12 protein-coding genes are annotated in these 14,553 nt (G+C 36.1%); 2 read left to right on the forward strand and 10 right to left on the reverse strand.

The features are described 5' to 3' along the window. Positions 1-190: 190 nt before the first annotated feature. The 8 genes from lpdA to BN358_RS17985 form a co-directional block, all read right to left on the reverse strand. Complete coding sequence (gene lpdA / locus BN358_RS17950) at positions 191-1,588, reverse strand: dihydrolipoyl dehydrogenase (protein WP_019229896.1); 1,398 nt, start codon at positions 1,586-1,588, stop codon at positions 191-193. Positions 1,589-1,700: 112 nt separating this feature from the next. Then, positions 1,701-2,681, reverse strand: a complete 981-nt coding sequence (locus BN358_RS17955; RefSeq protein WP_019229897.1) for a dihydrolipoamide acetyltransferase family protein — start codon at positions 2,679-2,681, stop codon at positions 1,701-1,703. After that, on the reverse strand, positions 2,635-2,931 hold the full coding sequence (locus BN358_RS17960; RefSeq protein ID WP_019229898.1) for a biotin/lipoyl-containing protein: 297 nt from the start codon (positions 2,929-2,931) through the stop codon (positions 2,635-2,637). Before BN358_RS17960 ends, BN358_RS17955 begins: the two co-directional genes overlap by 47 nt. Positions 2,932-2,946: 15 nt before the next feature. Further along, complete coding sequence (locus BN358_RS17965; RefSeq protein ID WP_019229899.1) at positions 2,947-3,924, reverse strand: alpha-ketoacid dehydrogenase subunit beta; 978 nt, start codon at positions 3,922-3,924, stop codon at positions 2,947-2,949. Beyond that, complete coding sequence (locus tag BN358_RS17970; protein WP_040583937.1) at positions 3,921-4,886, reverse strand: thiamine pyrophosphate-dependent dehydrogenase E1 component subunit alpha; 966 nt, start codon at positions 4,884-4,886, stop codon at positions 3,921-3,923. The genes BN358_RS17965 and BN358_RS17970 overlap by 4 nt, the downstream gene beginning before the upstream one ends. Positions 4,887-5,034: 148 nt before the next feature. Continuing rightward, positions 5,035-6,831, reverse strand: a complete 1,797-nt coding sequence (locus tag BN358_RS17975; RefSeq protein WP_019229901.1) for a sigma-54-dependent Fis family transcriptional regulator — start codon at positions 6,829-6,831, stop codon at positions 5,035-5,037. A 257-nt stretch (positions 6,832-7,088) separates the two neighbouring features. Next, the gene (locus BN358_RS17980) at positions 7,089-8,081 is read right to left on the reverse strand and encodes a lipoate--protein ligase (protein ID WP_019229902.1); all 993 of its coding nucleotides are present in this window, start codon (positions 8,079-8,081) and stop codon (positions 7,089-7,091) included. Between the two features lie 21 nt (positions 8,082-8,102). After that, positions 8,103-8,642 (reverse strand): ferredoxin domain-containing protein, encoded by a 540-nt coding sequence (locus tag BN358_RS17985; protein WP_019229903.1) that lies wholly within the window; start codon positions 8,640-8,642, stop codon positions 8,103-8,105. Between the two features lie 349 nt (positions 8,643-8,991). Between BN358_RS17985 and BN358_RS17990 the strand changes: the two genes are divergently transcribed. Continuing rightward, positions 8,992-11,340 (forward strand): bifunctional diguanylate cyclase/phosphodiesterase, encoded by a 2,349-nt coding sequence (locus tag BN358_RS17990; RefSeq protein ID WP_019229904.1) that lies wholly within the window; start codon positions 8,992-8,994, stop codon positions 11,338-11,340. A gap of 36 nt (positions 11,341-11,376) precedes the next feature. After that, entirely contained in the window at positions 11,377-12,831 is a 1,455-nt protein-coding gene (locus tag BN358_RS22570; protein ID WP_019229905.1) for a DUF4886 domain-containing protein, read from the forward strand. Between the two features lie 92 nt (positions 12,832-12,923). Here BN358_RS22570 and BN358_RS18000 read toward each other — a convergent pair whose 3' ends face one another. Both BN358_RS18000 and BN358_RS18005 read right to left on the reverse strand, forming a co-directional pair. Further along, positions 12,924-14,105 (reverse strand): cation:proton antiporter, encoded by a 1,182-nt coding sequence (locus tag BN358_RS18000; protein WP_019229906.1) that lies wholly within the window; start codon positions 14,103-14,105, stop codon positions 12,924-12,926. A gap of 2 nt (positions 14,106-14,107) precedes the next feature. Beyond that, on the reverse strand, positions 14,108-14,446 hold the full coding sequence (locus BN358_RS18005) for a hypothetical protein (protein ID WP_019229907.1): 339 nt from the start codon (positions 14,444-14,446) through the stop codon (positions 14,108-14,110). Between the last annotated feature and the right edge of the window lie 107 nt (positions 14,447-14,553).

Below are 14,553 nucleotides of genomic sequence, written 5' to 3' on the forward strand. Positions count from 1 at the left end.
GCAGTTTCGCACACAAATTAATTTATTCGCTATCGCTCATATAAATTTGGTGCTCATTGCGAATGACCTACCACTATTTTTCAGAAAAACATCCGAAAAATAGGGTTAGGTCATCTTTCGAGCAAGCTCTCAGAATGACAACGTCCATATACTCTGTCATAAATACAATGAGCAATGCTCATCTATTATATTATCTGTTTGGTACGTGAATTGCTCTTTTTTCCACTGCAAGAGCTGCTTCTTTTATTGATTCTGCAACTGTTGGATGTGCATGAATTGTAGCAATTACTTCATCTATTGTTGCTTCAAGTGCAATTGCCAATGCCAATTCACCTATAAGGTCTGTTGCTCTTGGTCCAAGTATGTGAGCACCTAGAATTTCTTTGTATTTCTTTCCGGCAATTATTTTAACCATACCGTCTTCGCCCATAATCATGGACTTTCCGTTGGCTGCCAACGGGAATTTTCCTACAGTATATTCTATTCCGCTGGCTTTTGCTGTTTCTTCAGTCAGACCTACTGATGCAAATTCAGGTTTTGTGTATACACATGATGGATTAGTCTTTGCATCAAACAAATTGTTGTGACCCAATGCATTTTCTGCTGCAATTTCTCCTTGCGCTGAAGCGATGTGTGCAAGCATGATTTGACCTACACAGTCACCTACTGCATATATTCCAGGAACGTTTGTTTCCATTTTATCATTGACTGTTATTCTGCCTCTGTCATTTGCAATACCTGCTTTTTCAAGACCTATAGTTGCAGTGTTTGTTCTTCTTCCTATGGAAATAAGTGCTTTTTCTCCTGCAAAAACTTTCTTTGTTCCGTCGCTCATTTCAACAGAAACTTCTACATTTTCTCCTGCATCCTTGAATGATAAAACCTTTGCTCCTGTGTTTATTTCAACACCTTTTTTTGCAAGCTTTGCACGTATCATCTTTGTAAGCTCGCCGTCCATCATTGGAAGTATTTCAGCAAGCATTTCAATGATTGTAACCTTGCAGCCCAGTGTGCTGTAAAGTGTTGCTATTTCAACACCTATTACACCGCCTCCAACAATAACCATTGTCTTTGGAATTTCTTTAAGCTCAAGAGCTCCTGTTGAATCTATGCATTGTTTTGAATCTATTCCAGGAATAGGTGGCTTTGCAGGAATAGAACCGGTAGCTATTATGAATTTGTCTGCCTTTATAGTTTCAGTTCCTTTTTCAGTCTTTACCTCTATTGTGTCCTTGCTAGTAAATGCTGCTTCTCCTGAAATAACTTTTACTTTATTTGCTGCAAGAAGTCCTTTGACGCCGTTTACCAGTTGTTTTGTAACAGATTGTTTTCTTTCCTGAACCTTTGCAAAATCTACTTTTAAATCTCCTGCTATTACGCCGTATTTAGCTCCTTCTTTAGCTTCTTCATACAAATCCGCAGAATGAAGCAATGCTTTTGTAGGAATGCATCCCACATTCAGACATGTTCCTCCAAGATATTGTTTTTCAACCAGTGTTACTTCACCGCCAAGCTGTGCAGCTCTTATGGCTGCAACATATCCTCCAGGACCTCCGCCTATTACAACTACTTTTGTTTTATCGCTCATAATATATTAGTGAGACATGCTCACTAAAATTCACTTCCTTTCGTTTATAATATTATGTGGATATAGCCGCTTCACCCCATAAGGTTTGGGAAAGCGGCCATATATGAAATGATTATACGTACATGTTGTCTGGATCTTCCAGGTAGCCCTTCAAAGCTTTAAGGAATTCTGCAGCCTGTGCTCCGTCTACCACTCTGTGGTCAAATGACATGCTTAATACCATCATAGATGCCGGCACTATTTCATCATTTTCATTGACTATTGGTTTTTTCACAATACGTCCCACGCCTAAAATTGCAGCTTCAGGAAGATTTATAACAGGAGTGAAACCATCAATGTCATAGCTTCCCAGGTTGCTTATTGTAAATGTAGCTCCTGACATTTCATCAGGTGAAAGTGTGTTTGTTCTTGCTTTATTTATAAGATCCTTTGTTTCTTTTGTGATTGCTTTCAAGCCTTTGCGGTCAGCATTGCTTACAACAGGAACAATCAGTCCGTCATCTAATGCAACAGCAACTCCGATATTTATTTTGTCATGGAATATCATGCTGTCATCTGTGATTGATGCATTGATTTTCGGATAATTTCTAAGAGCTGTTGCACACATTTTAACAAGTATGTCAGTATAGCTGAATCTTACGTCTGCATTTTTTGCATTAAGTTTGCTTCTAAGAGCTATTGTTTTGTCAACATTAACTTCTGTTGTTATTGTAACGTGAGGAGCAGTGTTCTTGCTTTGCTGCATTCTCTTTGCAATAACCTTTCGCATGTTAGTCAATGGTTTTACAACATCTGCATTTGCTGGTTGTACCGGTGCTGCAGCTGGTGCTGCTTTAACTTCCGGTGCAGCTTTCTCAACAACTGCTGGTTTTACTTCAGCTGCCAGAACATCTTTTTGAACAATGCGTCCGTTAGGTCCTGAACCTGCTACTGTTGAAAGATCAACTCCAAGTTCTGATGCAATTTTCTTAGCCAGTGGAGATGCTTTTACTCTTCCGCCTTCAGTAACTGAGGCAGCTTTTGGTAGTGCTTCCGCCTTTGGTGCTTCAGTTTGAACTTCTTCTTTTTTTGTCTGCCGGAGCTGAGGCTGCACCTACCTGCTCGCCTTCTGCTCCAATTATTGCCAACAATCCCTTAACAGGAATGTCTTCGCCTTCTTGTGCTACTATTTTTAATAAAACACCTTCAACTTCGCTTTCTATTTCACTTGAAAGTTTGTCAGTTGTGATTTCAACTAATACATCCCCAACTGCTACTTTGTCGCCTACTTGCTTAATCCATTTTGCAATGGTACCCTCTTCCATGGTTAAACCAAGCTGGGGCATTATAATTTCTGTTGCCATATTAATGACCTCCTCTTACTTATTTAATAACTTTTTAACTGCTTTTACTATGTCTGCAGGATGTGGGAAAAATGCATCTTCCAATGTTGGTGCAAACGGAGGTACAACATTTAATGCTGCAACACGTTCAACAGGAGCATCAAGTTCATCAAACAGCTCTTCAGTAATTTGAGCTGAAAGCTCTCCTCCAAATCCGCTTCTTTTTACACCTTCATGTACTACAACAACATTGTGAGTTTTGCAAACTGATTCTTTTATTGCATCCCAATCAAGCGGAACAAGTGAACGAAGGTCTAATACTTCAACATCAATTCCTTCTTTTTCAAGTTCTTCAGCTGCTTCCAGAGCAAAATAAACCTGACGTGACCACGTGATTATTGTCACATCTTTTCCTTCACGTTTAATATCTGCTTTTCCTAATGGAATAATATATTCTTCTTCTGGAATTTCTTCTTTCTTAGCATAAAGAAGTCTGTGCTCCAAAAATACTACAGGATCGTCATCACGAATTGCTGCTTTAATAAGTCCTTTTGCATCCTTGGCAGTTGATGGGCAAACAACCTTGAGTCCAGGCATGTGTGTAAATAATGTTTCAAGGCATGATGAATGCTGTCCGGCATTTCTTCTTCCTGAACCCATAGGTGCACGTAGTACCATAGGCACTGTAACTTGTCCACCTGTCATATATCTCATTTTTGCTGCTTGGTTCATGATAGGGTCATATGAAACTCCTATAAAGTCAACATACATGAGTTCCACAACAGGACGGATTCCTCTCATGGCTGCTCCAACAGACATTCCTAAAAATCCTGATTCGCTTATAGGTGTATCAATTACTCTGTTTGGTCCGAATTCCTCAAGAAATCCTTGTGTAATGGCAAATACGTTTCCCATTTTTGCCATGTCTTCACCAAGAACTATTACATTTTCATCTCTTAGCATTTCCTCATGAAGACCTTCGCTAATTGCTTTACTAATGCTTATCTTTTTCATCTTGCAACACACCTCTCATTATCACTTGAATATACGTCTGTTGTAACTTCACTTGGATCAGGCAACGGAGATTCCAATGCAAATTCAATTGCGTCGTTTATTTCTTTTTCCATTGCTTCGTCAATTTTAGCTATTTCAGCTTCTTCTATTCCTTCAGCCAACAATCTCGTTCTGAAGTTATCAATAGGGTCTTTCTTTGCCCATTCATCTGTTATTGCTCTGTCACGGTATGCAGCAGGATCACCTTCATAGTGTCCTCTCATACGCCATGTCATACATTCAACTATTGATGGACCGTTTCCTTCACGGGCATATTCAACAGCTTGTTTAACAGCTTCATATACAGCTATTGGATCATTTCCGTCAACCACTACTCCAGGGATGTTGTATCCTTTTGCACGGTCTGAAATATATTCAACATTAGTTACAGTGTGAATGTTTACTGAAACACCGTAATTGTTATTTTCACATAAAAATACTGCCGGCAACTTCCATGCAGAAGCCATGTTAATTGCTTCGTGGAATGTACCTTGGTTTGATGCAGCATCACCAAAGATTGCAACAGTAACTTCTTTTGTACCTTTAATTTTTGAAGCAAGGGCTGAGCCTGCAGCTATTGGTATTCCGGCTCCAACTATACCGTTCGCTCCAAGTATTCCCAATGAAACGTCAGCAACGTGCATTGAACCACCCTTGCCCTGGCAATAGCCTGTTTTTCTTCCAAAAAGTTCAGCCATCATTATTTTAGTGTCTGCACCTTTTGCTATTATCTGTCCATGTCCGCGGTGTGTAGCAGTAATTAAATCTGTTTTCTCCAAAGCTTTGTTTGTTCCAGTAGCAACTGCTTCCTGACCTATTGAAGTATGAATATTTCCATACAGCATTCCTTTAGTAAAGTATTCTGTCAACTTAGTTTCAAATTTTCTGATCCTGACCATTGTTTCATAAAAGTCAAGAAGCATTTCTTTTGAATATTTTTTGTTTTTCAAAATTGAATACCACCTTTCCTAATTTTTCTTTTACTAAAAATATAGCAATAATTGTGCCAAATCCTTTTATCCTATGGAAATCAAAAATACATAAATATAAAATTGTTCAAAATCAGGACAGTTACAAATTATATTCCTTCATTTTACCGTACAATGTATTTCTGCCTATTCCAAGTATCTTTGCCGCCTTTGTAATATTGCCTCCCGTATGCTCTAATGCCTTTACAACAGCAACTGCTTCAGCTTCTTTGATAGTCATGAGAGGATTTTCCTTAATTTTGATATTTACCTTGGAAATTTTGTTCTGCATGTGCTCAGGTAAAATAATATTATCCTTTGCAATACAATAAGCATATTCAATGGCTCTCTCCAGCTCCCTGACGTTGCCCGGCCAGCACCATTTATGAAGCAAATTCCTTGCTTCTTCTGAAAGTTCTTTGTTAGTGCCATTAATCATATTGTATTGGTTTAATGTCTGATTTGCTATTAAATCTATATCCTCATGCCTTTCTCTCAAAGGAGGTGTTTCAATGTGCAGAATATTTATCAGTTTATAAAGATCCTCTCTGAAATTATTTTCTGCAACCATATCTTCAAGATTGATGTTTGAAGCACAAACAACCCTTATATCTATGGGTATTTCATTGAAGCCTCCAATCCTTACAACGGCCTTATTAATAAGTGCATTGGAAAGCTTGCTTTGAAGATCAAGGGGCATATACCCCACATTGTTTAAAAACAAAGTTCCCCCATAAGCCAGTTCTATTTTTCCAGGGCGTCCTCCTGTATTTTTTTTCGAAAAAGATCCTTCTTCATATCCGAAAAGTTCACTTTCCAAAAGGTTTCTGGGAAGTGCTTCACAGTCTACAGTAACAAATGGCCCGTCGCTGCGGATGCTGAAATTATGTATGGATTGAGCTATAATATCCTTGCCTGTACCGCTTTCTCCTTCTATTAAAACCGGATTCTCGTTTGAACCTGCCATCTTAATCAATTTTTTAATTTCTTTTATTTGTATGGATTCACCAATTATATTGAAAATTGAATACTTAGCTTGTGCCCCGTTCATTCTGTTAACCATTGTGGTAACTTCTCTGATACTTCTGAAAATATCCAAAACTCCAACCATTTCCCCTTTTTCATCCCTTAAGGGAATGGCAGTCTTCACAAAATGAACAACCCCTCTTTTGCTTTTGAGCCTGAACTCTTTGTCAACATAACCCTTTTGGGTCTTCAATACATGAAGTATTGTGGGCTCAAAATCTACGCCTTCAGTAATATGTTTTCCTACTACGTCTTTGTCAATTTTAAGAATTTTCATTCCTGCAGGATTTATAAATGTTATTATTCCCTTCATATCAACAGAAAGCATTCCGTCAGATGAGGCATCAATCAGCAGTCCCCTAAAATTATTTTGGCTTTCAAGTTCTTTGTTTTTTCTATGCATATTAGATAAATTGCTTATGGATTTGCAGATAACAGGCATGAAAGAGTTTAATCCACAGCCTTCTTCTTCTTTGAATAATGTGAGAATTAAAAACACTTTTGCTTCAGAATTGAATTTTATTGTATATACATGGTTTAAGATGTTTCCGTAATCATATGTAATTTGTTCGAAGTCAGCACTATCATTATTTTGATTTAAAATACGAAGTTCTATCAACTGGTTTTCTGCTTTATTTATGTACACGCGGTTCTTTATAAGATTAATTAAAATTCCAACCTTTTCAGAGTCATTGCTCTTGTCAACGTATAAAACATTTGAGTTTGAATCTGTTAGCATTATAACAAAATTTTTGCTGCAAAACTGCAGGCACAACTCCCTTAAAATAGAACCAGCAAGCTTAATCAGCCAATCGTTTTTTTCAGCAATGTTTTTGATTTGTTCATGTAAATCCACATCTTTTCGTTCCATCATACCTATCCTCCGAATACCTTTTATGCACCCCGTTGCCACAAAAATGTAAAACAACCCTATAAAATGTATGCAATTTTTATGCCAGTTAACTTTAAAATTTTATTTGCAAAAACTATCAATTTCAGAGCATCAAAAAACACATTTTAATATACTCAAAATAAAATGTTTATTTTTTGCACAATAAAATGCTCAAATATTTAGCATTGCGCAATTATTTAACGCAATTGTATTTGAGCATTACAATTTATATTATTTAATTAGCTGAACAGGCACTCAAGAAATTCTTCCTTTGTTATTCTTCCAAGGTAATCCTCCACTGAAAAGTCTTTCAATGAATTTTTCACTTTATCAATATCGTATTTTATACCTTTCAGTCTGTCTTCAAGAATTGATATATCTCCTTTTGCAAAGAAATCACCGTAAATTTTGCAGTTGTCTATGAGTCCGTCTTCAACCTGGAGTCTTGCTTCTACACAACCGCCTGCAAACCTGTTATATCCTTTATAGTTGAATTTTGGTGATCTCCCGTAATTCCACTCCCATGTGCCATACCTTTCATCAACCATTTTTTGAATGTTTTCTTTATCTTCCTGGGATAATTCGTATGTTTCTATAGGCTCATTGAAATATTCAAATATGTTGGTAAGGAGAAGATTTTTAAATTTCAGCACATCCGCATCTTCTGTAACATATGATTTAATATTTGTAACTCTGCTTTCAACAGATTTTACTCCTTTTGATTCAATCTTATCTCTTTTAACATTTAAGGCCTTTGATAATGTTTCAAGTTTTGAATCAAAAAGAAGCGTTCCGTGATTTAGTACTTTTCCTTTTGTAATACTTTGTGCTATTCCGGAAAATTTCTTTCCATCAATAACAAGGTCATTTCGTCCCGATAATTCGCATTTTACACCAAGCTTTTCCAAAGCCTTTATAATCGGAACATTGTATGTTTTAAAATCTATTTTTTCATTGCTGTCCGCCTTTGCTATAAAAGAGAAATTAAGATTACCCAGATCATGGTAGACTGCTCCTCCCCCTGTAACCCTGCGCACAACATTTATATTGTTTTCTTTAACAAATTCCATATTTATTTCTTCAACAGTATTCTGATTTTTCCCTACAATTATAGATGGGCCGTTTCTCCACAAAAGCACGAAGTCCTCATCCTGATTTAAATATTTAAAAATGTACTCCTCGAATGCCAGATTATAATGAGGATCAATTGAGGTATTTTCAATAAATTTCATATGTACTCCTTTTAGATTAAACTATTTTCTGTCAAAAAACACATTTTTGGGTCCTACATACAAAGGAATTCCGTAAATGATTTTTACATCTTCCCCCAGAAGCTTAAGTTCAACAGCAGCAACTCCCACGGAATGCATGATTCTGTTATCAATTCTTTCATCCATGGCTACACTTGCAGCAGAGCCTACAGCTATACCTAGATCTCCAGTGTTTAATGCGCACGGAACATCAGTATTTTTTAGCTTTTCTTCGCAATTTTCATATCCGCAAAATCCGCAGTACTTGATTCCAAGTGGTTTAATCCTTGTCCCAAGCAACACAACAATGTGAGAATTTAAAATGTTTTGTGCATCTCTTAAGAAATATTCAGGCCCTTTGCCCTCATTAACCAGTTCTATCAGTTTTTCAGACAGCTTTACAACAGTATCTCCTTCGGCAATTGCTATTTCAATATTGTCAATTCCCTTTGCCTTTGGAGCAGTCCGTGCTGCAGTCATCATTTTTTCAGCAGTCCTTCTTAAAACGTCATTTCTGATTTCAAATTCATTTACAATACCCATAAAAACTCCTTCTAATACTGGAACTTACATTACAAAGTGCCAGCAAGTTTTTAAAAATTATACAGTAAAACTGATAAAACTTCAAGAACATATTTCTAATGATAATTTTGAACCAATGAATTACATGATTTGTTCTGTTTTTTTATACTGAATTACAAATTTGTTTATTATTTTGCTAATATTTTTTAACTATCTTTAAAACTATTAAATTTCAAAGAATATTCGCTGTCGAAAATATAGTTTTCTTGATATTTTTTGCTGTCTATGTTAAAATTATTGTAATTTATGAAAGATTATTAACAGTGTAACAAAATATTCCAAAATTTGCATACATTGTTTTGAGGTACATATGGAATATAAGAAAGTTTATGTGAAGACTGTACTTACTTTAATATTGATATACAGCACATTTTTTATATCGTCTTTGTTTAGGTCGGATTTTTACGGAAATATTTTTTCGCCCCTAGCATGCATGGTTACTCTTGTAATAATGTACCGAAATACTTCTCGTATAAATGGGGAGTTTCAGCCGTTAAGCAAAAGAATTTGGACACATCTTACCCTTGCAGTGCTGGCATGGACATTATCAGATATTGTATGGTCATATTATTACTTTTTCACTCCTTTTGATCCTGGAGAGAGTCTTTTCTTGATACACTCTTATTCTGTTTCAAATGTTTTTTTATTTGCAGCAGAAATTATATGTGCTGTTGAAATTTTTAAAAAATGGAACTTGCTTCAATTGATTCTTGATTCAGTATCCATTGCCTTGTCAACAATAATTTTGTTATGGGTTGTATACTTCAACAGCAGCTTTGAAATTGTTAAGATGATATCCCAGCAGCACACAGTGGACAACATAATGTTTGTACTTGACATTGCAGCGTTGATTGGCATACTTGTAACAGCTTTCTCAATTAGAGAAGGAAAGGTAACCCTATACACAAAGTTGGTCATATGCGGAGTCTTTGTTTTTATCCTTGGTGATTTACATTATCTTTACCTGAGTTTTTATGACCTTTACAACCCCAACAGCATGACTGATTTTACATACATGATTGGTTTCTTGCTCATTGCAATAGGCTCAATTACAAAAAACTACTGGGAACACATGAAAATAAGGGAAACTTTCTCATATATCAATGTAGGACTTCAGCATAGACGTCTCACAATTTTTATATTTCCTTTAATTGCCCTTTTGTTCAGGAATTTCGATGTTCATATAATAACAAACTTTCTTGTAATCATAGTTTTTCGTGAAACATTGAGCTCATACCTGCAGAAATATATTGAACATGAAAAGCTTCTTAGCAAGGAAAAGGAAATGAACTTGCTCCTTGAAGATAAAATCAGACAAAGGACCATGGAAATTACCCAAAAAAACAAACAATTGGAAATCAAAAACTCTGAACTTGATTATATGTCAAAGAAAGATCATCTGACAAATTTGTACAACAGACGATATTTTTTCGAAAAATTCAACGATGAATTTTTGTCTACGTTAGATTCCGGAAAAACTGCTTTGTTTTACATTGACCTTGATCGTTTCAAAATTATAAATGACATGTACGGTCATAACGTTGGAGACATGGCACTTATTGAAATATCCAGAAGGTTGAAATCATATGACAACTTTGATACCATACTGGCGAGGCTTGGGGGAGACGAGTTTGTTCTTGTGAAATATGGTGATTTTACATATGACGAATTTTCTCAACTGGCAGACTCTATCATACATGATTGCAATGCTCCCATTGAAATCGGCGAATACATGCTTTATGTATCAGCCAGCATAGGAATATCCGTATACCCCGTAGATGCCAAGGACAGCTATACACTCATGAGAAATGCAGATTTGGCAATGCATGAAATGAAGGACAACGGAAAAAACGGATTTATATTCTTTGATTCAAAATTCAGCGATAAGGCAAAAAGAAAGCTTCTTTTGGAAAATTTATTAAAAAGTGCAGATTACGACAAAGAATTCAGCATTTTATATCAACCTCAGTTCAGCATAGACAACAAAAAAATAATAGGCGCTGAAGCTCTTCTCAGGTGGCACAACAAGGAACTTGGGAGTGTTTCGCCTTCTGAGTTTATTCCTATTGCTGAAGAAACAGACTGCATTAACAGCATTGGCCAATGGGTCATGGAACAAGTAATTAAGCAATCTGCCATTTGGAACAGCATTGGCTACAATATTAAAGTGGGAATCAATGTATCACCAAAACAGCTGGACAGCAAGAATTTAATCGAAACACTCACAAGAATACTTGAGGAAAACTGTCTCTCTCCAAAGTATATAGACATTGAAATAACAGAAAATGTAGCAGTAGCAGGTGAATACAAAATCCATCAGATAAACTCGCTTTTTGGAAGCCTTGGAGTGTCAGTTTCTATAGACGACTTCGGAACAGGCTATTCAGCACTCAGTTATCTTAAAATATTTCCTTTTGAAAGAATTAAAATTGCAAAGGCTCTAATAGATGTTATTGCAACTGATAACTTTGATTATGAAATTGTAAAAGCAGTAATCACTCTTGCAAAATCCATAGGCATAAGAACAATAGCCGAAGGGGTTGAATCTCAAGATCAGCTTGAAATACTAACAAGTCTTGGCTGCGATGAAATTCAGGGATTTCTTTTAGGAAAACCCATGGATAAATATGAATTTGAAAAACTTCTAAAAAACAATTAAACACAACAATATGCATACGTAATAACGGGGGGTAAAATGAAAAAAAGAATATGGACAGCATTATTATCTTTCATGATAATGCTTACGGTAGTATTGCCGTCAAAGGCATACGGGTTAAATTGGGATGTTAATAATCAGGCAGAATTCATGCAATACACATTGAAGGGAATTTTTGGTTTTGCAGAAAGTTCTGATCTGACAATCAATAAGCCAGGAACCAAAATTGAGAATAAAGTTTACAACAACATATATATATCCAAAAATGTAAAAAACGGAAAAACAATCATGAGCAATGTTGTTGTAACAGGTGGTTTGTTTGTTGAAGGAACCGGACAAAATTCAGTCTTAATCGAAAACTCGAAAGTAAAGCACCTTACAGTGAATAAGGAAGACGGAAGCGCAAAAATAATTATAAAGGGCAACACGGGAATAGATGCTGCAAAAATATATTCTGATACAATCCTGGAGCAGCAAAGTCTATCAGGTAATGGCCTTAAAAATATCAGCATTAACAAAGATATTTCTCTGTCTTTAAAAACTGACAAAAAAGTATCCTGGTCTCTGGACAAAAAAATTGCATCAATAAATTCAGGCGGCGAATTTTTGGCAAAAGATCTGGGCGATGTTATACTTTATGCAAAAAACAACGGAATAAAATTAGAATTTTGCAAAATCAAAATTGTTGAGCCCGAAATTCCAACAATTAAAATTCTTGCCATAGGAAACTCATTTTCACAGGATTCATTGAGCATGGTATATGACATTGCCAAGTCTGCAGGAATTGATGTTGTTACAGCCAACCTTAACTTCAACGGTTGTTCTCTTCAAACACACTGGATTAATGCAAGCAGCAACAACGCATATTACACGTATCAAAAATGGACATCCGCCGGTATGCGTCAAAAGCCAAAACAGACTATGAAAACAGCCTTGCTGGATGAGGATTGGGACTACATAATTCTGCAGCAGTATTCAGGATACTCTGGAATTTATTCAACATTTAAGCCGTATCTTAATTACCTTGCTTCATATGTAAAAGAGTTATCTCCAAATGCAACTCTATCATTGAACATGACTTGGGCATACGCATCTGACAGCAGCCATCAAGACTATGAAAGCTACAGAAGAAGTCAGGACACCATGTACAAAGCCATTGTCAAGACATACCAACAGGCTGCTGATGAAAGCAAAATTGATATAATTATTCCTTGCGGAACATCAATCCAAAATGCAAGAACAAATCCTTATCTCAAGGTTATAGGTGACGAGCTTACAAGGGACGGTTTCCACTTAGATGAAGAGATGGGAAGGTACATAGCAGGCCTTACAGTCTTTGAGACATTGATTGTTAATGAGGAAAATATCAACATAGATTTGTATGATGATGTTACATTCATTCCAGTAGAAGATCAGAACAATAATCTGGCCAAATATGCCAAGAAATCTGTTATGGATGCTGTTAAAAAACCTTTTAAAGCAACAATTCAGTAATACATTCATTTGAATTAAATGATTACCATACGTAAAAAGCTTATAAGGAATAAACCTTATAAGCTTTTTTCATAATCATATTATTAAAAATTCTACGCGTTTTTTTCTATTTCTCCAGCCTTTATCAAAGCCATCTTGGTAACAAGCGGGCCTACAAGCTCATAAATAACTGTTCCGCACAAAATAATAGTCTGTACTTTATATCCATATTCCGGAACTATTGATGTTGCCATTCCTGCAAGTCCTATTGCAACACCTGCTTGAGGTATCAACGTAAATCCGAGATATTTCTTCACAACAGGTTCAGCCTTGGAAACCTGGGCTCCAAATGCAGCTCCCAAAACCTTTCCAACCACCCTGAATACAACATACATGGCTCCGATTGTTCCTACTGTTGGAAGTATTGTAATATCCAACTCTGCTCCTGATATGAAAAAGAACAACAAATAGATCGGAGGAGTAATCCTGTCAACCTGTTTAAAAACTTCTTCACTGAGTTCTGATATGTTTGTGAAAACAGCACTCATGGCCATGCAAGCTAAAAGAGCAGAAAGGCCAAGCATGTCAGATACACCTATGCATAAAAATACCATTGCCACTGCAATGGTAAGCCTGTTTCCTTTTCCAGTATACCATGATGTGAGAAATTTCAAAATTACTCCAAGTATAGAACCGAACAACAATGCTCCAACTATTTCTATTACAGGATCTATTAACGTTGTAAGCATTGAACCTGCTTCCATTGAATTGATGGATTTTGCAATGGCAACAGACAATCCGAAACACATCAATGCCACAGCATCATCTATTGCAACAACCGGCAACAGTGTATTAGTAACCGGCCCTTTTGCGTTATATTGTCTTACAACCATCAATGTTGCTGCAGGGGCAGTGGCCGCTGCTATAGCTCCTAATACAAGAGAAAAAGCAACATCGTTGCCTGTTAATATGAGAACCAAATCAACAACCAGCACAGCACCCACTGCTTCAGTAAATGCTATGATTATTGGAGACTTACCGACTTTTTTCAAATATGAAAGCTTAAACTCAGCACCTATGGAAAATGCAATGAATCCAAGCGCAATATCCGGAATCAGAGAAAAGTTTTCTACTGCTTCCAGCGTAAGAATATTCAAGCAATATGGACCTGCTATAAGACCAATAATAATATATCCTGTTACGTTAGGAAATTTAATCTTGTCCATAATCTTACTTGAAAGCAATCCCAATATCATTGCGATTGCTAAATACATATAAATATTTAAACTTTCCAAACTTACTCACCAAATCCTTCCACATCTTTAATAGGGATAGAGAACATTATACCTGTATTTGGCTCACTTAGATCACCTATTACTTCCTTAATTGTTTCTCTTGTTACCTTTACCTGTTCTTCCTTCAAAACAAATATCAACAGCTTGCTTGTCATTTTTTCCTCATCAACAAGCATGTGTCTTAACATTCCAAAAATTGGAATATCCTCCATGTTGACCAAAGCCTTTGCCATACCGGTTCCTTCAACGATAGTACCGCCTTTAACTCCTGTTTCAGCTAATTTTTGCATAACTTCATCAACTAGTTCAACTTTTTTAAGAATCACCATCAACATTTCCATTTTTTTCACCTCTTTATAATTATATTAACAATTATTAATAATACTCCTATATTATTAGTTTGTCAAATTCCTGAATAGAAATGTTATGGCATAACAACCCTACAAAT

It is taken from the genome of Sedimentibacter sp. B4 (genome assembly GCF_000309315.1).
Lineage (GTDB): Bacteria > Bacillota > Clostridia > Tissierellales > Sedimentibacteraceae > Sedimentibacter > Sedimentibacter saalensis.